The following is a 21,873-nucleotide window of genomic DNA, read 5'->3' on the forward strand; positions in this document are numbered from 1 at the left end:
CGGAGGGCTCCGAGAACTACCCACCGGGCCGGTCGGTGTTCGATATGGGACGGGGGCGACGCAAATGTCCGCACCCCTGCCATAGCCTAGGTATTCGTACCTAGGCCACAAAGCCCCTACTTGTTACAGGGGATTAACCTCCGCCGCCCAAACCTCGCGACCGAGTTTGGTAGTGGAGTCGACACATGGTCGAGTTCGACAGCATCGAGGCCCAGCGCCGCGTCGGGGGCCATCTGGTCCTGGCCTGCATCGCCGCGATGATCCTGATCGTGCCGGCGGCCCGCCTGTTCGCCGGCGGCCCGATCCTGGGCCTGGCGCTCGGGTCGGTGGGCCTGGGCGCGCTGGCCTGGGGCGGCTTCGCCATCTGGCGTGACAGCGCCGCCCAGCGGATCTCCACCGCCATCAGCCTGGCCGGCCAGGTGACCCTGTTCGTCGCCGCCTTCTCCGGCCACGCCTGGCAGACCGACGCGCGCATGGCCTATCTGGCCGCCCTGGCCCTGCTGGTGGCCTATGGCGACTGGCGGGTGGTGGCGGTCGGCGCGGCCAGCGTGGTGGCCATCGACGTCGGCGCGTCGATCGTCGCGCCCAACCTGCTGATGCTGGGCGCGGTGACGCCCCTGCGGATCGCCTTCAACGCCGGGGTCACGCTGGTCACGGCCTGGTCGCTGATCTGGCTGACGGCCAGCGTCTCGCGCCTGTTCGTCACCGTCGGCGCCCGCACCGACAAGGCCCTGACCGCCGCGCGCGAGGCCGACGCCGCCAACGCCGCCGCCGAGACCGCCCGCGCCGCCCGCGACGCCGACAACGCCGAACAGGCCGCACAGAAGGCCGCGCTGGAAGCCGAACAGGCCCTGGTCGTCGATACGGTCGCCACCGGCCTGGCCCGCCTGTCGCGCGGCGACCTGACCTGCCGCCTGACCCAGCCCTTCGCGACGCGCTACGAGCCGCTGCGCGACGACTTCAACGGCGCGATGGAGAAGCTGCAGGCGGCGATGCGCGAGATCACCGGCAACGCGGCCACCATGGGCGCCGGCGTGGCCGACATGGCCCGCGCCACCGACGAACTGGCCGACCGCACCGAGCAGCAGGCCGCCAGCCTGGTCGAGACCGTCGCCGCCCTGGACCAGATCACCGCCGCCGTGCGCTCCACCGCCGAGGGCGCCCACCAGGCCAACGCCGCCGCCGCCAGCGCCCGCGCCGAGGTCGAGCGCTCGGACCCGGTGGTCACCGAGGCGGTCGAGGCCATGACCCTGATCGAGGCCTCGTCCGGCAAGATCGGCCAGATCATCGGCGTGATCGACGAGATCGCCTTCCAGACCAACCTGCTGGCCCTGAACGCCGGGGTCGAGGCCGCCCGGGCCGGCGACGCCGGTCGCGGCTTCGCGGTCGTCGCCCAGGAAGTCCGCGCCCTGGCCCAGCGCTCGGCCGACGCGGCCAAGGAGATCAAGGGCCTGGTCAACGAGTCCGGCGCCCAGGTCGCGGCCGGCGTCGAGCGCGTGGGGCGCACCCGCGAGGCCTTGCAGCGGATCGTCGCAGTGGTGGCCAAGATCGACCAGCAGGTCACCGCCATCGCCCGCTCGGCCCAGGACCAGGCCCAGGGCCTGGGCGAGGTCAACACCACCATGGCGGAGATGGACCGCGTGGTGCAGCGCAACGCCGCCATGGTCGAGGAAACCACCGCCGCGGCCCAGACCCTGCAGGTCGAGAGCCGGGAGCTGTCGGCGCGGGTGGATATCTTCGACGTGGGGCGGAAGGATTCAGCGAGCCAGCGGCGGGCGGCCTAGCGTGATTTGCGGGAAGGCGGCATTTGGCCTATGCTACGGCATAGGCCGGAGCTTTCGCCATGGGCTACGAGAAGCACGTCAAACTGTTCCGCAACGGCCGCAATCAAGCTGTCCGCATCCCTCGTGAAGTCGAACTTCCGGGCGACGAGGCCATCCTGCGCAAGGATGGCGACCGTCTGATCCTGGAGCCCGCCCCCAAGCGCTCGCTATTGGCGGTCCTGGCCTCGCTGGAGCCCATTGAAGACGATTTCGCCCCGATCAACGATCCGGCTCCCGAGCCCGTCGATCTGTGAGCGCACTCCGCCTCCTGGACACCAACATCCTATCGGACTTGGTGCGCAATCCGAGCGGCATGGTCGCAAGTCGCCTGCAGGAGGTCGGCGAGGTCGATATCTGCACGAGCGTGATCGTCGCCGCCGAACTGCGGTTCGGGGCCGCCAAGCGAGGCTCCGAGCGCCTGACCCGCCAGTTGGAACAAGTGCTCGCCGCGATCGAGATTCTGCCGCTGACGCCGCCAGCCGATCATATTTACGGCTGGCTGCGAGCCCATCTTGAGCGGAATGGCGCGCCAATCGGCGGCAATGACCTTCTGATCGCGGCTCACGCCCTGGCGAGCGGATGCATCCTGGTCACCGACAACGAGCGAGAGTTCTCCCGAGTCGAAGACCTAACGATCGAGAACTGGTTACGTTAGTCCAGCGCCCCGACGTACGGCAGGCCGCGGCTCTTGCCTTCGTCGTCCAGGCCGTAGCCGACCAGGTAGCGGGCCGGGGCTTCCCAGGCGATGAAGTCGGGCTCGATGCGCGGCTTGTCCCACGGCTTGCGGGCGAAGACGGCGGTCAGCACCTCGCTGGCGCCGGCGTCCTTGACCAGCTTGGCGGCCTCGCCCAGCGACAGGCCGGTGTCGAGCACATCGTCCACCACCAGGGCGCGGCGGCCCACCAGCGGACGCTGCAGGTCGGCGCGGACCTCGCAGCGGCCCGAGCTCTTGCGCTCGTCGTGATAGGAAGCCAGCCACAGGGCGTCGAAGCGCACGTCGCGGCCGGCGCGCCACAGGGCGCGCGTCAGGTCGGCGGCGAACCACAGTCCGCCCGTCAGCAGGCAGACGACGACGGTGTCGTTGTCGATGCGCGGGGCGATGGCCTTGGCCAGGGCTTCCACCCGCTCGGCGATTTCCTCCTGAGAAATCAGGACTTCGGGGGCGGGGCGTTCGGTCATTTCAGGATTTCTTGGTCAATGATGGTCGGCCGGGGCCGGTTCGACCGTTCCGGTCTCATGACCTGGGGGCTCGTGTCCAGCCCCTTGCGCGTCGTCGACCGACGGTTGCCCGCCCGCCGCCAGCTCCGCCGGCTGGTCCTGGGCGCCGCGCAGCGACGGCGCCTCGGGGTTCGAGACCTTCTCGACATGGCCCGCCGGCCCGGCATGCTTGGCCGCGCCGGGCTCGAGGGCGAAGCCGATCTCCAGGGTGTTGGCCGTGCGGGGCGGATCCAGCAGGGTCACGGCGAAGTGCCGGGTCTGGCTGGGCGGGATCAGCGGATCGGCGGCGGCGGCCAGTTGCCCGGCCACGCGCTTCTCGTGCTTGTTCAGCAGAGCCACCCGCAGTGGCGGCGTCGACACCGGGTGGTCGGTGATGTTGCGGATGACGCCGGTGATGGTGATCGCCGCATGGCCGTTCTGCATCGACGGCTCGGCCTTCAGGTCCTCGACCACCAGGCCGACATTGTTCACGGGCATCCGCGCGAAGGCGTAGGCGCCGGCCGTGCTGGGCCACAGGTGGGCGACGTTCATGCGGAACACGCCGGCGGCCACCAGCAGCAGCACCATGACCGCGACCATGCCGCCCCAGATGATGCCGGTGGTCTTGGCTTCCTTCAGGCGGCGCTCGGCGTCGGCGCGCGCGCGGAACACCTTGGGCAGTTCCTCGCCCGGCAGTTGGTCGACGGGGGTCTCGGGATCGTCGGCGGCGTTCTGGGCTTCCAGCTTGGCCAGCACCTCGGCCGCGGCCAGGTCGGCCGCCGAGGGTTCTTCGAACAGGTCGAGGTCGTCTTCGTTCCGCGCGGTCCAGCGGGCGCCGCACGACGCGCAGCGCACCGTACGACCCGAGGGACCAACCTTGGAATCGTCGACGAAATAGCGGCTAGCGCACTCGGGACAGGTCAGTATCATGGCCGCGAATCGGACGCTCCCCGCTCCTACAAACGAGGTCGCCGATTTTGCCAGCCATGTCCACACGACCCAGCGACACACCCTTGCGCATCGATGACGTCCAGGATGGCGGCGCCGTCCCTGTCGTCCGCTTCGAAGGTGTTTCGATGCGGTACGGACGCGGGCCGGAAACCCTCAGCGATCTCACGTTTACCCTACACCCAGGGTCTTTCCATTTCCTCACCGGACCGTCGGGGGCCGGAAAGAGTTCGCTGCTCAAGCTGATCTACCTGGCCCACCGTGCGTCACGGGGTCGCGTCGAGCTGTTCGGCCGCGACATCAGCCTGACCCGGCCCGAGGACCTGCCCTTCGTGCGGCGCCGGATCGGGGTGGTGTTCCAGGACTTCCGCCTGCTGGACCACCTGTCGGTGTTCGACAACGCCGCCCTGCCGCTGCGCATCGGCGGCCGCAAGCCGGCCAGCTATCGCGACGACGTGGCCGAGCTGCTGCAGTGGGTGGGCCTGGGCGACCGCATGCACGCCCTGCCCGCCACCCTGTCGGGCGGCGAGAAGCAGCGCCTGGCCATCGCCCGCGCCGTGGTCGACCGGCCCGACGTGCTGCTGGCCGACGAGCCGACCGGCAACGTCGACCCGGCCATGTCGCTGCGCCTGCTGCGGCTGTTCGTCGAACTGAACCGCCTGGGCACCACCGTGCTGATCGCCACCCACGACGAGGACCTGGTCGCCCGCGCCAACCGCCCCACCTTGCACCTGGAGCAGGGCCGCCTGGTCGAGTTCGCCGACGAGGAGCCGGACCCGCCCTACGCCTACGAGGACGACGACTACGGCGAGGAGGACGAGGCGTGAGCGAGTTCGTCGTCGCCCGCTGGAGGCCGGGCCAGCTGCTGCCGCCGCGCGACGCCCGCGACGGGTCTCTGGTGTTCGTGGTGGCCGTGCTGTGCTTCCTGGCCTGCCTGACGGCCCTGGCCGCGATCGCCTCGACCCGCGCCGCCACCGGCTGGACCGCCCAGCTGACCGGCTCGGCCACCGTGGTGGTCCGCCCCCGCGCCGGCGAAAGCCCCGACAGCGCCGCCGCCCGCGCCGCCGAGACCCTGTCGGGGGTCAAGGGCGTCAGCGAGGCCCGCGCCCTGCCCAAGGACAAGGCCGAGGCGCTACTGGAACCGTGGATCGGCCGGGAGGCCCTGATCGCCGACCTGCCCGTGCCGCGGCTGGTGACCCTGGACCTCGACCCAAAGGCCCCGGCCACCGCGGCCGCCCTGACCAAGGCCCTGAAGGACGCCAATGTCGACGCCGTGGTCGACGACCACAGCCGCTGGATCGCCGATATCGAGCACGCGGCCCGCCTGGCCGGCTGGGCCGCCATCGGGGTGTTCGCCCTGATCGCCACGGCGGCGGCCGCCGTGATCGTCTTCGCCACCCGCGCCGCCCTGACCGCGCGGCACGACATCGTCGAGGTCCTGCACCTGTCCGGCGCCGAGGACGGCTTCATCGCCAACCTGTTCCAGAACCGCTTCGCGGGCATGGCCTTCTTCGCCGGCTTGCTGGGCGGGGCCGGGGCGGCCATGATCGGGGCGGCGGCGCGGCTCGTGGGGGGCGGCCAGGGACTGACGCCGGTCCTGCCGCTGGCCTGGATCGATCTCCTGGCGCCCCTGCCCTGTCCGCTGGTGGCGGCGCTGGTGGCCGGGATCGCGGCCCGCGCCGCCTCCCTGCGCCTGTTGAGAGGCATGCCGTGAAGAGCTTCGCAGCGCTGCTGATCGTGGTGATGGTCTGGTTCGTGGGCCTGCTGGCCTTCACCAGCCGCGTCGATCAGTCGACCCCGCCCGCCGAACCGCCCGTGTCCGACGGCGTGGTGGTGCTGACCGGCGCCTCCAACGTGCGGCTGGAGCAGGCGACCAAGCTGCTGGAGGCCGGCAAGGGCAAGCGCCTGCTGATCTCGGGCGTCAACCGCGAGGCCTCGCGCGACGACGTGCTGGGCGTGACCAAGGCCGTGCGGCCGATCTACGACTGCTGCGTCGACCTGGGCTACTCGGCCGCCGACACCATCGGCAACGCCAGCGAGAGCGCCGAGTGGGCCAAGGCCAAGAACTATCACAGCCTGATCGTGGTCACGGCCGACTACCACATGCCGCGCTCGATGCTGGAGTTGCACGCGGCCATGCCCGACGTGGCCCTGCACCCCTACCCCGTCGTCACCGAGAGCCTGAACGCCCACCGCTGGTGGAAAGGCGGCACGAGCGCCCGGCGGATGATCGTGGAATACTGCAAATACCTGGCGATCCTGGGCCGTGAGGCGTTCCTCAGCCTGGGCCCCAAGGACAAGGCCGGTCCCGAGCCGGCGAAGGAAGCGTCTTGATCTATCTGCGTTCGTTCCTGTTCCAGCTGTTCTTCTGGCTGTGGTCGGTGGTCTGGGCGATCGGCATGATCGTGACCTATCCCCTGCCCCGCCGGTTCAACACCTGGTCGCTGACGACCTGGTCCAAGGGCCTGATCTGGGCCCTGCGCTGGCTGGCCGACATCAAGGTCGAGGTGCGCGGCGCCCAGTACAAGCCGACCGGTCCGGCCCTGGTCGCGGCCAAGCACCAGTCGATGTTCGACGTCTTCAGCCAGTTCGCCCTGCTGCCCGACGCCTGCTTCGTGATGAAGAAGGAACTGCTGATGGTGCCGCTGTTCGGCTGGCACGGGCTGAAGGCGCGCATGGTGGTGGTGGACCGCGAAGGCCACTCGACCGCCCTCAAGAAGCTGGTGCGCGACACGGTCGAGCGCATGACGGAGACGCGCCAGGTCGTGATCTTCCCGGAAGGCACGCGCGGCGACGTCGGCGTGCCCGGCGACTACAAGCCCGGCATCGCGGCGCTCTATCGCGAACTGGAGATGCCGGTCACGCCCCTGGCCCTCAACTGCGGCGTCCACTGGCCGCGCGGTTTCCTGCGCCCGCCCGGCACGATCGTGTTCGAATACCTGCCGCCGATCCCCGCCGGCCTGAAGCGCGGCGAGTTCATGCGCGAGCTGCAGACCCGGATCGACACCGCGACCAAGGCGCTGGAGGACGAGGGGCTCTAGACCAGGGACATGCCCTCGTGGCGTGTCCCCAAGTCCCGGCTCGGCGCTAGCTGATGGGGACACGCCGCGAGGGCATGTCCCCGGCCGAGTCGAAGAACCCCATCAGCCAGTCGTTGGCCATCAGGTCCAGCACCAGGTGCACCCGGTCGCTCGTCCCGCGATTGGCCACCGCGTGCGGATCGCCCAGGCGCAGGTACCAGGCCTGGCCCTCCTTCATGTCGACGCGCCGGCGGTTGAGCAGGAACTCGACGTCGGGATTGGTCGTCACCGGCACGTGGATGCGGGCCGTGCCGCTCTCGACGCCCAGGTCCAGGTCGGTGTGCTCCTTGATCACCGAGCCGGGCGTCAGCCGCATCAGCCGGACGCTGCGCGCCTCGCAGGCGAAGGTGGCGATCACCGCGCGGAAATAGGGGCAGGCGTCCAGGAACAGCGTGTCGACGAATTCGGTGGCCGTCGGGTCGGAATAGATCATCCGGATCGGATGGGTCTCGCCGGCCGTGCAGCGCAGCGGGATCACGCTCCAGTCGCCCTCGTAGTTCTGGCGCACGAAGTGCGAGGTCCAGGGCGTGGCCGACAGGGCCTCCAGGTCGCGCCGCAGCAGGACCGGGTCGAAGCTCAACGGCAGTTGCAATCTGTCCGGGTAGGCCATCCAGTGACGCTAGTGCGCTTTCGAGCGAAGTGGAAACCGGTTCGCGTGAAGAAAGCGCGCCAAGAGCAAAGCGCTTTCGAGCGGCGCCGCAAGCGGGGATGGCGGAGACGATGACGACGGGCCTGGAGGCGCTGCGCGACCTGATCCTCGACGCCGCCGCCCTGTCGCAAGCCCTGGACGCCATCGCCGACCCCGAGACGTTCGCCGCGCGGGCTGCCGAGGCGGCGCGGGCGGCGGGCCTTCCGGTCGAGGCCGACGAGGTCCGCGCGGCGGTCCGGACCGCGTCCATCCCGCCCGCCGAACGCGCGATCGCCCCGCCGGGCTGGCTGCCGGCCGAGGTCTCGGACCTGGACGGCCGGACGGTGGTCGGCTGGCGCTGGTTCGGACCCCGGCGGCTGACGGCGCCGTTCTACGCCGACGACCTGATGGAGGCCGGCTATCGCCCGCTGAACCGGTTGGCGAGGCTGCAGACACCCATGCCGGGCCCGGACGACCGCCCGACCCGCGCGCCCGACGGCCTGGTCTTCCACATGTCGCGCTGCGGCTCGACCCTGGCGGCCCAGATGCTGGCGGCCGCGCCCGCCAACGTCGTGATCTCCGAGGCCCCGCCGATCGACGCGGTGCTGCGGCTGGCGATCGAGGACGACGCCAAGGTCGCGGCTTTGCGGGCCATGGTCGCGGCTCTCGGCCAGGCCCGGGCCGGCGAGATCCGCCTGTTCCTGAAACTGGACTGCTGGCACGTGCGCGACCTGCCGCTGTTCCGGCGCGCCTTCCCGGACACGCCCTGGGTCTTCGTCTACCGCGAGCCGGTCGAGGTGCTGGTCTCGCACCTGCGCCGCCGGGGCGTGCAGATGATCCCGGAGCTGGTCCCCTCGGCGCGACTGGGCCTGGCCACGCCCCAAACGCCCGACGCCGACTACTGCGCTCAGGTCCTGGCGGCGCTGTGCGAGGCCGCCGCGCGCCACTACCCGGCCGGCGACGGACGGCTGGTGAACCACGCCGACCTGCCCGAGGCCCTGTTCACAGCGATCCTGCCCGGGTTCGGCGTCGCCCTTTCCGACGACGAGACGGCGGCGATGCGCGCGGCCGGCGCCCGCGACGCCAAGGCGCCCGGCCAGGACTATGTCCCGGACGGCGAGGCGAAGCGCCGGGAAGCCGGCGACGACCTGCGGGCGATCAGCGAGCGGCGCGTGGGCGACGTCTACCGGCGGCTCGAAGCTCTACGGTCGGACCAGCCCTAGGCCGCCGCCTCTTCCCGCGCCTCGACCATCTTCAGCAGCGCTTCCATGGCGTGGTCGCGCACCCCGTCTTCGCGGAGGTGCATGACCAGGTCGCGGAGATAGTCGATGTTGCGCCCCGACAGCCCGCTGGCCCCGGCGATCAGCTCGGCCTGCTGCTCCAGGGTCAGGGCCCCGGCCCACTGGCCGTGCTTCATGTCCGAGAGGAAGACCAACGACTTCACCTTGCCGTTCCCGTCGATCTTCAGCTCGGACCAGGCCTCGAAATAGGTCTCGGTCGGTTGTTCGCGTTCGCGCAGATAGGCGTAGACCTCGGGCCACTCGGCGGCGGCCACGCGATAGGCCACGCCCCGCACCGCACCGCCCGGCGCCAGGCCCAGCACCAGACCCGGCCGCTCATAGGTGCCCCGGTGGTGGACCGAATAGATGCAGAAGGCGCGGCGGCGCCCATGGAGCAGAGCCGTTCTTCGCTCTATGAACGGGAACCCGGGCCGCCACATCAGCGATCCATATCCGAACACCCAGCGGTCTTCGCTGCCTTCAACGCTCATCAACTGTTCCCGACCGGAGCCGCCTGTTCCATGACCCATAGCGCCGCCGCCCCGTCCCGCAAGCCCCGGCGTCGCGGTCTACTGGCGCCTTTCGTGATTCTGGCCATCGTCGCCGTCGGCTGGAGCATCGGCTGGGTGTGGTTGCGCGGCCAGGCCGAGCAGCGGATGGACGCCACCGCCCTGTCGCTGAAGTCGCGCGGCTACGACCTGTCGTGGGAGAGCCGGACGTTCAGCGGCTATCCGTTCCGCATGGACGTCAAGCTGGTCAACGCCCGCGTCGCCGAGCCGTCCGGCTGGGCCCTGCGCGCGCCGCTGCTGAACGGCGAGGCCAACGCCTACGACATCGGCCACTGGGTGGTGATCGCGCCCCAGGGCGTGATCATGACACGGCCGATCAACGGCGACGTCCAGATCACCGGCCAGGCCCTGCGCGCCAGCTTCGCCGGCTTCGATCAGTATCCGCCGCGAATCTCGGTGGAGGGGGCGAACCTGGTGTTCACCCCGGTGGCCGGGGCCGCGCCGTTCCCCCTGTTGTCGACAGCCGGCCTGCAGTTGCACGTCCGTCCCGGTCCCGACGACCAGGGCGCGATCTTCTTCGAGGCCAAGGGCGCCAAGGCCCGCTTCACCGGCCTGATGGGCCGTATCGCCGCCGACCGCACCGCCGACCTGATCTGGGACTCCAAGATCAGCAAGATCAGCGCCCTGCACGGGTCCAGCTGGGCCGACGCGGTCAACGACTGGTCCGACGCCGGCGGGACGCTGACGGTGCAGCAGGGCAAGCTGAACGCCGGCGAGGCGCTGCTGGAGGCCAAGTCGGGCGCCCTGACCGTGGACGACGACGGCCGCCTGCAGGGCGCGCTGGACGTCACGGTCCGCGAGGTCCCCACGCCCGACCAGGCGATCCGGAGCCCCGAAGCCGCCGCCGCGGCCCTCGCCCAGGCCCTGGGCCGCGACCCGACCCTGTCGGCGACCCTGCGGTTCGAGAAGGGCCGCACGCGCCTGGGCCTGTTCGACACGGGGCCGGCGCCGCGGGTCTACTAGGCGGCGGCGTCGATCGGTTCGATCGTGGCGATGTCCTCCGCCAGCGCCCGCTTGGCCGTCTCCAGGTCGTAGCGGGTCTGGAGATTGAGCCAGAACTGCGCGGTGGCCCCGAACAGCTTTTCGAGACGCAGGGCCGTATCGACCGTCACCGGCGTCTGGCCGCGCACCAGCTTCTCGATGCGGGGTCGCGCGATGTGCAGACGCGCCGCCGTCTTTCCTGGTGAGAGGCCGAACGGCCTGATGAATTCCTCCAGCAGGATCTCGCCCGGATGAACCGGGGCGAGTTGATCTGTGGGATTGCCGGCGATGTGCGAAGCCATCGCTTTCTCCATGATTACAGGTTGCCCCTGATGGCCTAGTGATAGTCCACGAACTCCACGTCGGCCGGACCAGCCTCGGTCCACCTGAACACCAGCCGGAACTGGTCGTTCACGCGGATCGAATGCTGTCCCTGCCGATCGCCCGAAAGCGCCTCCAGCCGATTGCCCGGCGGAATGCGGAGGTCGTCCAGAACAGTCGCCGCTTGCAGCATCTCCAGCTTGCGCTTCGCCGGACGCAGCAGGTCGGAGGGAAACCCCTTGCCGGGATTGATCCCGTCAAAGATCGCCCTCGCCCGCTCGTCCCTGAAGCTCTGGATCGCCATTCGCGTCGCCCGTCCTCGACGTCAAAGCGTATCGCGTCGCGACACGGATTTCAATCGCGTTGTGTCACAACGCGATACATCGGGACATGAAACTGGCCACGATCAGAGCAGATCGTTCCCATGGCTTGCATCTCGCCGTTCGCCGAGATCATCGAAATAGGGAAAGTTCTTGCCGGCGACCTGCCCTATTGCGCCTCCGGCGGCAAAGTCTATGGTCCGGCCTCCAATTTCGGGGATAAATCATGGGTAGCGACGCAGGCGACGCGACGCCTTCGCTGGACGAGGTCCGATGGCGTATCGACGCCATCGACGGTGAGCTTCTGGCCCTGCTGGACGAGCGGGCGGGTCTGGCGCGCGCGGTGGCGGCGGCCAAGCAGGCGGCCGGCGACACGGGCTTCGGCCTGCGCCCCGGCCGCGAGGCCCTGATCGTCCGCAAGCTGGTCGAAGCGCCTCGCAAGGCCGCCAGCGACGCCCTGGTCATCCGCATCTGGCGCGAGCTGATGTCCGACAGCCTGACGCGCCAGGGTCCCTATCACCTGACCGTCTGGGGCGGCTCCAATCCCGCCCGCGCCGTCGAGCTGACCCGCCTGCGCTTCGGCGTCGCGCCGCCGATGAAGGTGGTCGCCACCGACAAGGAAGCCCTGGCCGCCGCCAAGACGCCGTGGGGCGTCTCGGTCCTGGGCCTGGCGCCCGACAGCGCCTGGTGGGGCCGCCTGCTGGCCGAGCCGAAGCTGAAGATCTTCGCCGCCCTGCCCTGCCTGGAACGCTGGGGCCCGCAGGCCGCCTTCGCCGTGGCCGAGGTCGAGGTCGAGCCCACCGGCGGCGACCAGACCTTCTGGGTGACCGACAGCGCCAAGGACGCCGGGGCCATCATCGACGCCCTGTCGAACGACGGCGTGGCCGCCGAGCTGGTCGCCGAGGCCGGCGGACTGAAGCTGTTCTCGCTGCTGGGCTTCTACCAGGCCGGCGACGAGCGCCTGGCCCGCGCGCCCGGCTCCCTGACGGGCGTCATCGGGGCTGCGCCCACACCGTTCGACGTGTAAGAAGACCGCCTCTTCGTTGCCCGAGTTTTCTCGATGACCGCTCCGACCACCGACCGCTTCGCCGCGCCTCGCCCCACGCCCAAGCCGGGCATCCTCGACATCGCCGCCTATGTGGGCGGCAAGTCGAAGATCGAGGGCGTCGCCCATCCGGTGAAGCTGTCGAGCAACGAGAACGTCCTGGGCAGCAGCGACAAGGCCAAGGCCGCGTATCGCGACGCCGTCGACCGGATGCACATCTATCCGGACGGCAAGGGCGCGGCCCTGCGCGCCGCCATCGCCGCCCACTACCGGCTGGAAGTCGAGCGCATCACCCTGGGCGACGGCTCGGACGAGATTTTCGCCCTGCTGAACCAGGTCTATCTCGAGCCCGGCGACAACATCGTCCAGGGCGAGCACGGCTTCGCCGCCTACGCCATCGGGGCCCGCGCCTGCCAGGGCGAGGTCCGCTTCGCCAAGGAGCCGGGCCAGCGCGTCGATGTGGACGAGGTGATCAAGTGCGTGGACGAGCGCACCCGCCTGGTGTTCATCGCCAACCCGGCCAACCCGACCGGCACCTGGCTGACGGGCGAGGAGATCCGCGCCCTGCACGCCGCCCTGCCGCCGTCGGTGGTGCTGGTGCTGGACGGCGCCTATGCCGAGTTCTGCACGGACCCGCGCTTCGAGGACGGGCTGGACCTGGCCCGCACGGCCGAGAACGTCATCGTCACCCGCACCTTCTCCAAGCTGCACGGCCTGGCCGCCCTGCGCGTGGGCTGGGGCTATGGCCCGGCGGGGATCATCGACCCGCTGGAGCGCATCCGCCCGCCGTTCAACACCTCGATCCCGGCTCAGGACGCCGCCATCGCCGCCCTGGCCGACACCGAGTTCCAGCAGCGCTCGGTCGCCCTGGTCGAACAGTGGCGCCCCTGGCTGGCCCAGCAGATCGGCGGGCTGGGCCTGGAGGTCACGCCGTCGGCCGCCAATTTCGTGCTGGTCAACTTCCCGGCCAAGGCCGGCAAGACCGCCCTGGAAGCCGAGGCCTTCCTGGCGTCGAAGGGCTATCTGGTCCGCGCCGTCGCCAACTACGGCCTGCCGAACGCCATCCGGATCACGATCGGCCTGGAAGAGCACAACCGGGCCGTGGTCGAGCTGCTGCGCGAGTTCGTGACCCGATGAGCCATCCGGGCGTGCTCTATCCGAAGATGACCGTGATCGGCTGCGGCCTGATCGGCGGCTCGATCATCCGCGCGGCCCGCGAACACGGGGTGGTCGGCCAGGTCACCGTGGCCGACGCCAGCGAGGCCCACCGCGCCCGCGTGGCCGAGCTGGGCCTGGCCGAGCACGTGACCGGCGACATCGCCGAGGCGGTCAAGGACGCCGACCTGGTGGTCATCGCCACACCGGTGCTCTCGACCCCCGAGGTCGTCGCCGCCCTGGCCCCGCACATGAAGGCCGGCGCCACCCTGACCGATGTCGGCTCGACCAAGGCCAATGTGGGCGAGGCCTTCCGCGCCCAGGGCGAGGCCCTGTCCAAGGTGTTCGTCATCCCCGGCCACCCGATCGCCGGCACCGAGCAGTCGGGCCCGGACGCCGGTTTCGCGGAGCTCTTCGAGAACCGCTGGACCATCCTAACCCCGGCCGAGAGCGACGACGAGCACTACGCCGCCGCCGTCGCCAAGCTGTCGGCCTTCTGGCGAGCGTTCGGCGCCCAGGTCGAGCTGATGGACGAGAAGCACCACGACCTGGTGCTGGCCGTCGTCAGCCACCTACCCCACCTGATCGCCTATACGATCGTGGGCAGCGCCGCCGACCTGGAGAACGTCACCGAGAGCGAGGTGATCAAGTTCTCGGCCTCGGGCTTCCGCGACTTCACCCGCATCGCCGCCAGCGACCCGACCATGTGGCGCGACATCTTCGTGGCCAACAAGGACGCGGTGCTGGAGATGCTGGGCCGGTTCACCGAGGACCTGCAGGCCATGAGCCGCGCCATCCGCTGGGGCGACGCCGACACCCTGCACGCCCACTTCACCCGCACCCGCGCCATCCGTCGCGGCATCGTGGCGGCGGGCCAGGAAAGCGCCGAGCCGAACTTCGGCCGCGACCGCGGGAAGCACTAGGGCATGGACCGGCAGCGCCTCCTCGGTCTGGCGCTCTGCGCCGCCGCCTTGGTGCTGATCGTGTGGGGACTGTCCGCCTCCGGGATCATCAGGATCGATTTTCCCCCGGCCGAGCGCGCGCCCGCCAAGCCGAAGCCGGTCACCATCAGCATCGACGGAAGAGGCGGAGTCTCCGTCCGGGACGGCGCGCCGGATTAGCCCGCCGCGAACGCCGCCCCGGGCGCGAAGCGCTAGGCGCCGTCGCCGCAATCCCGCCTAACGCCGAAATATGGTCGCAACATACCGCGTCGATGGTTCGCGCCAAGGGACGTCCCGGAAGGAAACCACATGAACCGCAAGATCGTCGCGCTGACCCTCTCGGCGCTGACCACCCTGGCCGCCGGCTCGGCCCTGGCTCAGATGCCGTCGCCCGAGACCATCCACAAGGCCTGGGACAAGAACGCCGACGGCGTCGTCGACAAGGCCGAGTGGGTCGCCGCCGGCCGCAAGGAAGAACGCTTCGCCCTGGTCGACGCCGACGGCGACGGCAAGATCACGGTGGAAGAGCTGACGACCGCCATGTCGAAGATGAAGGCCCGCCGCCAGCAGCAGGGCGACGCCCCGGCCGCGACGCCGCCGGCCGACCACTAGGACCCGACGCGGCGTGGCTTTTCGGTCACGCCGCGAACAACCTTAACCGGAGCCCCCTTCCCTTCGTTGGGCGAACGCTGTAATCGCCCGCCTCCCGAAGGATGAGGACCATGGCGCACAAAGCCCCGACCTACCTGCCCACGTTCATCGCGCTCGACCGCCAGGTCGAGGGTACGAACGCGCGCGCGTCGGAGGGGATCACGGTCTAGGGTTCGTCTGAACTCGGGATGCACGTAGGAACCCCTCCTGGCCTGGCCGGAGGGGTTTCTTCGTTTTGTGCGAGAGGCTTTCCGACCAAGTCGCCAGGAGGGGCGGTTTGAAAAGGAGAAGCCCATGAGCGGCTTCACACACATCGAAAGCGACGGGGCGCCGATCAAGGCGTGGACCCAAGGGGTGCCCATCGAGGACTCCGCCCTCAAGCAGCTGCGCAACGTCGCGGCCCTGCCCTTCATCCACAAGCACGTCGCGGTCATGCCCGACGTGCACTGGGGGATGGGGGCGACGGTCGGGTCGGTGATCCCCACCGTGGGGGCGATCATCCCGGCCGCCGTGGGGGTCGACATCGGTTGCGGGATGATGGCGGTGCGCACCTCGATCCGCGCCGAGCACCTGCCCGACAACCTGTTCGGCGTCCGCTCGGACATCGAGGCGGCGGTGCCGCATGGTCGGACCGACAACGGCGGGCGTAACGACAAGGGGGCCTGGCAAACCGAGCCCCCGGCAGTCGCGGCCGCGAAGTGGGAAGGCCTGAAGGCCGGTTACGACGACGTCGTGGCCCGGCACCCGAAGGCGGCCCACCCGCGCGGCTACGGCCACCTGGGGACCCTGGGGACCGGGAACCACTTCGTCGAGCTGTGCCTCGACGAGGCGGGCGACGTCTGGGTGATGCTGCACTCCGGCTCGCGCGGGGTGGGGAACCGGTTCGGGACCTACTTCATCGAGCGGGCCAAGCACGAGATGCGGCGCTGGTACATCAACCTGCCGGATGAGGACCTGGCCTACTTCGCCGAAGGCAGCGAAGGGTTCATCGACTACGTCCGGGCGGTGTCCTGGGCGCAGAAGTACGCCCTGGCCAACCGGGAGGTGATGATGGAGCAGGTCCTGGACGTGCTGCGCAGGACCTTCCCCGACCTCGTGACCACGCAGCATGCGGTGAACTGCCACCACAACTACGTGTCGCGGGAAAAGCACTTCGGCAAGGACGTGTTCCTGACCCGCAAGGGGGCGGTCTCGGCCAAGGACGGGGAGCTGGGGATCATCCCGGGCTCGATGGGCGCCAAGTCGTTCATCGTGCGCGGCCGGGGCAACCCGGACTCGTTCTGCACGTGCTCGCACGGGGCCGGACGGGCGATGAGCCGGAACGAAGCCAAGCGCCGGTTCACGATCGCCGACCACGTGGCCGCCACCGCCGGCGTCGAGTGCCGCAAGGACGCCGACGTGATCGACGAAACGCCGATGGCCTACAAGGACATCGACGCCGTCATGGCCGCCCAGAGCGACCTGGTGGACATCGTCCACACGCTGCGTCAGGTCGTTTGCGTGAAGGGCTAGCGGACGCCGTCCGGTCTCGCGACCGGGCGGCGTTTCGCGTTCAGCCTATTGGAACAGCTGGAAGATCACCGAGCTGACGACGCCGGTGGCGACGGCCGCCAGGACCACGTCGTTGTCGACCCGGACGTACTGGTAGCCACGCGGCGGGGCGCCCAGGCCGTAGTGGCGGTAGTCGACCACATAGGCCTTGCCGCGATAGCTGGCCGGCAGCCGGTCGCCGCGATGCCATTGGCGGGCCTGGTAGCCGCGCGGCGGCTGATAGCGGCCGGGAGCCTTGTAGCGCTTGGACGCGTGGCGTTCCCACTGGCTGTCGTGGCGGTCGTCATGACGGTCGTTGTCGTGGCGGTCGCGGTCGTTGTAGCCCTGCTGCTGGTGCTGGTCGGGGCGCTGCGGGCCCGGCTGGGCGCTGGCGACGCCGGCCGAAGCCACGATGGACAACGCGACCGCGGCGGTCAGGAACTTCTTCATGGCTCTTGTCTCCTCGCCGGCGGGCCGCCGCGCTTGGCGACCTCGTCCTGACGTATCGGTTATGCGCGACGGCGCTTGAGCCGCGACTGAACGTCAGCCACGGCCAAGGTTCATCCTGGCGACACCGTGCGACCGCAATCTCTCGACGCGGTGACGAAAGCGGGGCCGTTTGTTTGCGGCCCCGCTGCTAAGTTTCAGATCGGAAATCGAGTGCGCCGAGCGATGCTCGGATCAGGTGATCCGCTTGGCGCTGGGCGGGTCGCTGGCCGGGAAGCTTTCCTCCAGGCTCTCGTCGATCAGGGCCTCCTGGCGGTCTTCGGCCGCCTCCAGGTGCTCGGCCAGCTGGTCGTGCTTTTCGCCTTCCGGCGCCGGCTCGACGGCCCGGCTGGTCGGCGTTTCCTCGGTCTGGAAGGCTTCCTTGACGTCGGTCTCGGAGACCCGGTCTTCGGGGTGACCGGGCTGACCCAGGTCCTGGGCCTGGGAATAATCGCCCAGCACGCCGGGACGCGAGCCGTCTTGCGGCGCGGTTTTGTCGGTCATTGGAAATGTCCTTGGGTTGGACACGATCAACGGCTGCGTCCGCTCCCCTGTTCCATGGCGACGCTTTCGGAAATCATATAAGGATATCTTTATGTGATTTTCGGACGGACGCCGCCATGCCCTTGGATCTCGCCAATTTCGCCCTGTTCACCGTGGCGGCCACGGTGCTGCTGGGCTCGCCGGGACCCGGCATCGCCGCCCTGATCTCGGTCGGCCGCCGCAAGGGCCTGGTCGGCGGCCTGGGCTTCTACGGCGGCCTGCAGGTCGGCCTGGCGGCGGCCGCCGCGATCTCGGCGGCGGGCCTGTTCTCGGCGGTCCAGGCCCTGCCGTTCGCCCAGCGCGGCCTGGCGATCGTCGCCACCGTCTACCTGTTGTTCCTGGCCTGGAAGATCGCGACCGCGCCGGTGGGCGAAGCGTCCGAGGTCCAGCCCTCCGGCTTCGCCGAAACCGCCCTGGGCGGCGCGCTGCTGGGGATCACCAATCCGAAGGCCTACATCGCCTTCGCCTCGCTGATGGCCGCCTATCCCATCGCCCGCCGAAGCCCGCCCCTCGACCTGGGGATCAAGTGGTCGATCTGCGTGGCCGTGATGGTGGTGGTCGACCTGGCCTGGCTGGCCCTGGGCGTCGCGGTGGGCAAGGCCCGCCTGTCGCCGAAGGCCGAGCGGGCGATGAACGGGATCATGGGCGGGCTGATCGTGGCGACCGCCCTGCTGGCGTTCCTCTAGCGGGCGCCTAGCGGGTCTTCAGCTCGGTCAGCTCCCAGGCGTCGCCCACCTTGTGGAACTTGAACGCCACGCGGCTGCCCGGCGTCAGCGGCGCCTCGGCCAGGATGTCGCCATAGGCCTGGAACGCCGTGCGCCCCGGGGCAAGCTTGGCCGCGCTCGCGCCCTCGTGATCGAGCGTTACCGCCTGGCCGTCGAGGACGGCGATCACGCCGATCGAGTCGTATTCAGGGCTGGTCGGAAGGGCCGCCGGCGCCGTCATCGGAGCTTCCGATGCGGTTTTCGCCGGCTTGCCCGGTCCGCAGGCAGAGAGCGCCATCACAGCCACAATTGCCGATATGATCTTTATTTTCATGGCTTTAGAAGAATTCACGAGTCAACGGATCGATCCGAACACGTCCCTCATACAAGGTTTTTTGCCGCAGGTGCGAAATCGATCACGAATGTGGTAGCGATTTTGTGATCGAGGTTTTACTCTAGAGGAGCCGGCGCCTCTCCACGCCGGTCGTCGAGAAACGCCAGACCCGCCCAGCAGAGCGCGCCGATCCTAGCGGACACGATCCCTAGCGATCCAGGCGCGCCCCGTGAAGCCGGCCTTGCGCCTTTCGAAAGTTCTGGAGGGGGCCCGGCCCGGAATTTCCGGCCGTCCGAGACGATGGACCTGATGAGCGAACGCGGCGCTTTCTTCGACCTGACCTCCTCGCGGAGCGTCGCCTACGACACGGTGATCTCCTCGCACGATCGGGTCGAGATCCCCGTCGACGCGCCGCTGGCCATGCCGGTCCAGCCGCTGGGCTTCTGGCAGGGCGAGGCCAAGCCGGCCGCGACCGCCAAGGAGAACCTGGTCCTGCGCCGCTGGGGCGTGTTCGTCGCCACCGCGATCATGGCCTTCGCCGGCTGGAAGGCCACCTACGACACCATCGCCCTGGGCGGCGTGACCCGACTGGAAGCCATCGTCCTGACCCTGCTGGTCCCGCTGTTCCTGGCCCTGGCCCTGTGGTTCTGCACCGCCGTGGTCGGCTTCGTGGTCCTGCTGGGCAAGCCCAAGGACCCGCTGGGCATCGACGACGGCGAGGCCTCGCCCATGCCCAAGCCCAAGGCCCGCACGGCCATCCTGATGCCGGTGCACAACGAGGACGCCGCCGAGGTGTTCGCCCGCCTGCGCGCCATGGACGCCTCGATCGCCGAGACCGGCAACAGCCGCGCCTTCGACATCTTCATCCTCAGCGACACCCGCGACGCCGCCGTGGCCCTGGCCGAGCAGGCCTGCTTCGCCCGCTTCCGCCGCGAGGCCTCCAGCCACGTCTTCTACCGCAAGCGCACCCAGAACACGGGCCGCAAGGCCGGCAACATCGCCGACTGGGTCGCCCGCTGGGGCGGCGACTACGAGCACATGCTGGTGCTGGACGCCGACAGCCTGATGACCGGCGAGGCCATGGTCCGCCTGGCCGACGCCATGGAGCGTCACCCGCGCGTGGGCCTGATCCAGACCATGCCGATGATCATCAACGGCCAGACGATCTTCGCCCGCACCCTGCAGTTCGCCACGCGCCTGTACGGCCGCGTCGCCTGGACGGGCCTGGCCTGGTGGTCGGGTTCGGAGAGCTCGTTCTGGGGCCACAACGCGATCGTCCGCACCCGCGCCTTCGCCGAGACCTGCGGCCTGCCCGAGCTGAACGGCCCCAAGCCGTTCGGCGGCGAGGTGATGAGCCACGACGCCCTGGAGAGCGCCCTGCTGCGCCGCGGCGGCTGGGGCGTGCACCTGGCTCCGTATCTGGGCGGCTCGTACGAGGAGAGCCCCTCCAACCTGCTGGACTTCGCCACCCGCGACCGCCGCTGGTGCCGAGGCAACGTGCAGCACATCCCGCTGGTCGGCCTGCCCGGCCTGCACTGGATGAGCCGCCTGCACCTGGTGATCGGCGTGCTCAGCTACGTGCTGTCGCCCCTGTGGTTCGTGGCCCTGTCGGCCGGCATCATCTCGCGCATGCTGATGCCCGAGCTGAAGAAGGCCGCCTTCACCATGGCCGACCTGCAGGCCGCGGCCCACGCCCTGATCGACTGGCGCGAGATCCAGGCCACCGCCTGGGCGATGATCATCACCTTCGTGCTGCTGTTCGGCCCCAAGATCCTGGGCTCGATCCTGGTCTTCTCGCGTCCGAACGAGATCAAGGGCTTCGGCGGCCGTCGCCGGATCATGGCCGGCCTGGGCGTCGAGATGCTGCTTTCGGCCCTGGTCGCCCCGATGCTGATGTTCACCCAGACCCGCGCCCTGGTCGAGATCCTGGCCGGCAAGGTCGGCGGCTGGGCGACCCAGCGCCGCGACGCCGACAAGGTCACCGGCAGCGAAGCCTTCGCCGCCATGGGCTGGATCAGCGTCGCCGGCCTGGCCCTGGCCGTGGGCTTCTGGTTCACGCCCGACCTGCTGACCGCCACGGCCCCGATCCTGGCCGGCCTGATCCTGGCCGTGCCGCTGACCATGCTGGGCGCCCACAAGGTCGCCGGCCTGGGCCTGAAGGCCAACGGCCTGTTCATGACCCCGGAAGAGCGCCGCCCGCCGGCCATCGTCCGCGCGGCCCTGGGCCCGGCCTGCGAACCGCCGGTCCGCTGGTTCAGCCGCCAGCCGGCTCCGGCCCTCGCCGCCGAACAGACGGCGGAGCGTAACGCCGCCTAGCCACCGCTTTGGGGATCTTGCGAGCCGGACGCGCTTAGCGTCTGGCCGCTTCCCTCGCGCCGGAGTAGAAGCGCGCTTCGTCATCCCTAACGGAGCGCCCGCCGTGTCGCGCCTCTTCAGCGCCTATGTGATCGTCGATTGGAGCGCGGCGGCCAAGCCGACCACGGGGGCGGACTCCGTGTGGATCGGCGTGATGAAGCGCGACGTGCGGTTCCGCCTGACCTTCGAGAGCTTCAACCCGGCCACCCGCCAGGAGGCCGAGACCAAGCTGGCCGCGATCCTCGACGACCTGAAGAAGCGCAACGAGCGGGCCCTGGTCGGCTTCGACTTCCCGCTGGGCTTCCCGCGCGGCTTCTCCCAGGCCCTGGCCCTGAAGGGCGACCATCCCTGGCGCGCCGTCTGGGACCAGTTGAACAAGATGGTCAAGGACAAGGCCGACAACACCAACAACCGCTTCGGCGTCGGCTCGGAGCTGAACCGCCGGCTGACCGGCGGCCCCTTCCCCTTCTGGGGCTGCCCGCCCAAGGACACCCTGACGACCCTGCAGCCCAAGAAGGCCCGCGAGCACGGCCCCGACGATCTGCCGGAGTTCCGCCACGCCGACGTGGCCGCCCAAACGCCCAAGGGCGGAGGCGCGGCCTCGATCTGGAAGCTCTATTACAACGGTTCGGTCGGCGGTCAGGCGATCGTCGGCATCCCGGCCGCGCGCCGGCTGAAGGACGCCCGCGGCGACGCCGCCCGCGCCTGGCCGTTCGAGACCGGCTTCAAGCCCCTGACCGAGGCCGACCTCGAGGGCGTCCAGGTGGTGATCGCCGAGGTCTACCCCTCGCTGGTCAAGGCCACCCCCGCCCCCGGCGAGGTCAAGGACGCCGCCCAGGTGCGCGCCCTGGCCGAGCACTTCGCCAAGCTGGACGAGGCCGGCAAGCTGGCCGCCCTGTTCGGGCCGAGCAAGGATGCGCCGGAGGACGTGGTGGCGGACGCCGAGACGCAAGAGGGCTGGATCCTGGGGGCGGCGATCTAG

The 21,873-nt window shown here is 69.9% G+C and carries 27 protein-coding genes; 18 read left to right on the plus strand and 9 right to left on the minus strand.

The features are described 5' to 3' along the window. Nucleotides 1–185: 185 nt before the first annotated feature. Genes BR39_RS0123935 through BR39_RS0123945 form a run of 3 tightly spaced genes read left to right on the plus strand, consistent with a single transcriptional unit; the run spans nt 186 to nt 2,478 of the window. Nucleotides 186–1,784, plus strand: coding sequence for a methyl-accepting chemotaxis protein (locus BR39_RS0123935; RefSeq protein ID WP_029916936.1), 1,599 nt, complete (start codon nt 186–188; stop codon nt 1,782–1,784). A gap of 59 nt (nt 1,785–1,843) precedes the next feature. Then, nucleotides 1,844–2,077: an antitoxin gene (locus tag BR39_RS0123940; RefSeq protein WP_029916938.1), complete on the plus strand. Its 234-nt coding sequence runs from the start codon at nt 1,844–1,846 to the stop codon at nt 2,075–2,077. Further along, a complete protein-coding gene (locus tag BR39_RS0123945) occupies nt 2,074–2,478 on the plus strand; it encodes a type II toxin-antitoxin system VapC family toxin (protein WP_029916941.1) in 405 nt (134 codons plus the stop codon). Before BR39_RS0123940 ends, BR39_RS0123945 begins: the two co-directional genes overlap by 4 nt. On the opposite strand, the gene BR39_RS0123950 is transcribed toward BR39_RS0123945, so the two are convergent. Beyond that, nucleotides 2,475–3,002, minus strand: a complete 528-nt coding sequence (locus BR39_RS0123950; protein ID WP_029916943.1) for a phosphoribosyltransferase — start codon at nt 3,000–3,002, stop codon at nt 2,475–2,477. The two genes, BR39_RS0123945 and BR39_RS0123950, sit on opposite strands and share 4 nt — an antisense overlap. A gap of 15 nt (nt 3,003–3,017) precedes the next feature. After that, entirely contained in the window at nt 3,018–3,950 is a 933-nt protein-coding gene (locus BR39_RS0123955) for an MJ0042-type zinc finger domain-containing protein (protein WP_029916945.1), read from the minus strand. Between the two features lie 83 nt (nt 3,951–4,033). On the opposite strand from BR39_RS0123955, the gene ftsE reads away from it, so the two are divergent. Genes ftsE through BR39_RS0123975 form a run of 4 tightly spaced genes read left to right on the plus strand, consistent with a single transcriptional unit; the run spans nt 4,034 to nt 7,009 of the window. After that, nucleotides 4,034–4,795 carry a cell division ATP-binding protein FtsE gene (ftsE, locus tag BR39_RS0123960; protein ID WP_231499547.1) on the plus strand — a complete coding sequence of 254 codons (762 nt, stop codon included), beginning with the start codon at nt 4,034–4,036 and terminating at the stop codon, nt 4,793–4,795. Beyond that, on the plus strand, nt 4,792–5,682 hold the full coding sequence (locus tag BR39_RS0123965) for an ABC transporter permease (RefSeq protein ID WP_029916949.1): 891 nt from the start codon (nt 4,792–4,794) through the stop codon (nt 5,680–5,682). The genes ftsE and BR39_RS0123965 overlap by 4 nt, the downstream gene beginning before the upstream one ends. Then, nucleotides 5,679–6,302, plus strand: a complete 624-nt coding sequence (locus tag BR39_RS0123970; RefSeq protein WP_029916951.1) for a YdcF family protein — start codon at nt 5,679–5,681, stop codon at nt 6,300–6,302. Before BR39_RS0123965 ends, BR39_RS0123970 begins: the two co-directional genes overlap by 4 nt. Continuing rightward, nucleotides 6,299–7,009 (plus strand): 1-acyl-sn-glycerol-3-phosphate acyltransferase, encoded by a 711-nt coding sequence (locus BR39_RS0123975; RefSeq protein ID WP_029916952.1) that lies wholly within the window; start codon nt 6,299–6,301, stop codon nt 7,007–7,009. The genes BR39_RS0123970 and BR39_RS0123975 overlap by 4 nt, the downstream gene beginning before the upstream one ends. Nucleotides 7,010–7,055: 46 nt before the next feature. On the opposite strand, the gene BR39_RS0123980 is transcribed toward BR39_RS0123975, so the two are convergent. After that, entirely contained in the window at nt 7,056–7,658 is a 603-nt protein-coding gene (locus tag BR39_RS0123980; protein ID WP_029916955.1) for an aspartyl/asparaginyl beta-hydroxylase domain-containing protein, read from the minus strand. A 110-nt stretch (nt 7,659–7,768) separates the two neighbouring features. Here BR39_RS0123980 and BR39_RS0123985 point away from each other — a divergent pair, with 110 nt between their 5' ends. After that, a complete protein-coding gene (locus BR39_RS0123985; protein ID WP_029916956.1) occupies nt 7,769–8,899 on the plus strand; it encodes an aspartyl beta-hydroxylase in 1,131 nt (376 codons plus the stop codon). Here BR39_RS0123985 and BR39_RS0123990 read toward each other — a convergent pair. After that, a complete protein-coding gene (locus tag BR39_RS0123990) occupies nt 8,896–9,447 on the minus strand; it encodes a gamma-glutamylcyclotransferase (protein WP_029916959.1) in 552 nt (183 codons plus the stop codon). The genes BR39_RS0123985 and BR39_RS0123990 overlap by 4 nt on opposite strands. A gap of 30 nt (nt 9,448–9,477) precedes the next feature. On the opposite strand from BR39_RS0123990, the gene BR39_RS0123995 reads away from it, so the two are divergent. Continuing rightward, nucleotides 9,478–10,488: a DUF2125 domain-containing protein gene (locus tag BR39_RS0123995; RefSeq protein WP_029916961.1), complete on the plus strand. Its 1,011-nt coding sequence runs from the start codon at nt 9,478–9,480 to the stop codon at nt 10,486–10,488. On the opposite strand, the gene BR39_RS0124000 is transcribed toward BR39_RS0123995, so the two are convergent. Beyond that, a complete protein-coding gene (locus BR39_RS0124000) occupies nt 10,485–10,808 on the minus strand; it encodes a HigA family addiction module antitoxin (protein WP_029916963.1) in 324 nt (107 codons plus the stop codon). The genes BR39_RS0123995 and BR39_RS0124000 overlap by 4 nt on opposite strands. Nucleotides 10,809–10,843: 35 nt before the next feature. Beyond that, entirely contained in the window at nt 10,844–11,131 is a 288-nt protein-coding gene (locus BR39_RS0124005; RefSeq protein ID WP_029916966.1) for a type II toxin-antitoxin system RelE/ParE family toxin, read from the minus strand. A 242-nt stretch (nt 11,132–11,373) separates the two neighbouring features. On the opposite strand from BR39_RS0124005, the gene BR39_RS0124010 reads away from it, so the two are divergent. The 6 genes from BR39_RS0124010 (at nt 11,374) to BR39_RS0124040 (ending at nt 16,451) form a co-directional block, all read left to right on the plus strand. Further along, nucleotides 11,374–12,174 carry a chorismate mutase gene (locus BR39_RS0124010; protein ID WP_029916968.1) on the plus strand — a complete coding sequence of 267 codons (801 nt, stop codon included), beginning with the start codon at nt 11,374–11,376 and terminating at the stop codon, nt 12,172–12,174. Nucleotides 12,175–12,207: 33 nt separating this feature from the next. Beyond that, nucleotides 12,208–13,329, plus strand: coding sequence for a histidinol-phosphate transaminase (hisC, locus tag BR39_RS0124015; RefSeq protein ID WP_029916969.1), 1,122 nt, complete (start codon nt 12,208–12,210; stop codon nt 13,327–13,329). Next, nucleotides 13,326–14,270, plus strand: coding sequence for a prephenate/arogenate dehydrogenase family protein (locus BR39_RS0124020; RefSeq protein WP_029916972.1), 945 nt, complete (start codon nt 13,326–13,328; stop codon nt 14,268–14,270). The genes hisC and BR39_RS0124020 overlap by 4 nt, the downstream gene beginning before the upstream one ends. A 3-nt stretch (nt 14,271–14,273) precedes the next feature. Continuing rightward, nucleotides 14,274–14,468: a hypothetical protein gene (locus BR39_RS0124025; protein ID WP_029916974.1), complete on the plus strand. Its 195-nt coding sequence runs from the start codon at nt 14,274–14,276 to the stop codon at nt 14,466–14,468. Between the two features lie 129 nt (nt 14,469–14,597). Beyond that, entirely contained in the window at nt 14,598–14,900 is a 303-nt protein-coding gene (locus tag BR39_RS0124030; RefSeq protein WP_029916977.1) for an EF-hand domain-containing protein, read from the plus strand. A 333-nt stretch (nt 14,901–15,233) separates the two neighbouring features. Further along, nucleotides 15,234–16,451: an RtcB family protein gene (locus tag BR39_RS0124040; RefSeq protein WP_029916979.1), complete on the plus strand. Its 1,218-nt coding sequence runs from the start codon at nt 15,234–15,236 to the stop codon at nt 16,449–16,451. A 45-nt stretch (nt 16,452–16,496) separates the two neighbouring features. Here the strand turns inward: BR39_RS0124040 and BR39_RS0124045 are convergent, their stop codons facing one another. Next, nucleotides 16,497–16,919, minus strand: a complete 423-nt coding sequence (locus tag BR39_RS0124045) for an RcnB family protein (RefSeq protein WP_029916981.1) — start codon at nt 16,917–16,919, stop codon at nt 16,497–16,499. 231 nt (nt 16,920–17,150) lie between these two features. Further along, nucleotides 17,151–17,459 (minus strand): hypothetical protein, encoded by a 309-nt coding sequence (locus tag BR39_RS0124050; protein WP_051696071.1) that lies wholly within the window; start codon nt 17,457–17,459, stop codon nt 17,151–17,153. 116 nt (nt 17,460–17,575) lie between these two features. Between BR39_RS0124050 and BR39_RS0124055 the strand changes: the two genes are divergently transcribed. Continuing rightward, nucleotides 17,576–18,184, plus strand: a complete 609-nt coding sequence (locus tag BR39_RS0124055; protein ID WP_029916985.1) for a LysE family translocator — start codon at nt 17,576–17,578, stop codon at nt 18,182–18,184. Nucleotides 18,185–18,191: 7 nt separating this feature from the next. On the opposite strand, the gene BR39_RS0124060 is transcribed toward BR39_RS0124055, so the two are convergent. After that, on the minus strand, nt 18,192–18,443 hold the full coding sequence (locus BR39_RS0124060; RefSeq protein ID WP_231499548.1) for a copper-binding protein: 252 nt from the start codon (nt 18,441–18,443) through the stop codon (nt 18,192–18,194). 402 nt (nt 18,444–18,845) lie between these two features. Between BR39_RS0124060 and mdoH the strand changes: the two genes are divergently transcribed. Together mdoH and BR39_RS0124070 are read left to right on the plus strand one after the other, a co-directional pair. Next, entirely contained in the window at nt 18,846–20,852 is a 2,007-nt protein-coding gene (gene mdoH / locus BR39_RS0124065; protein ID WP_035019036.1) for a glucans biosynthesis glucosyltransferase MdoH, read from the plus strand. Between the two features lie 103 nt (nt 20,853–20,955). Continuing rightward, complete coding sequence (locus BR39_RS0124070; RefSeq protein WP_029916992.1) at nt 20,956–21,873, plus strand: hypothetical protein; 918 nt, start codon at nt 20,956–20,958, stop codon at nt 21,871–21,873.

The sequence above is a fragment of the Caulobacter sp. UNC358MFTsu5.1 genome (genome assembly GCF_000712075.1).
Lineage (GTDB): Bacteria > Pseudomonadota > Alphaproteobacteria > Caulobacterales > Caulobacteraceae > Caulobacter.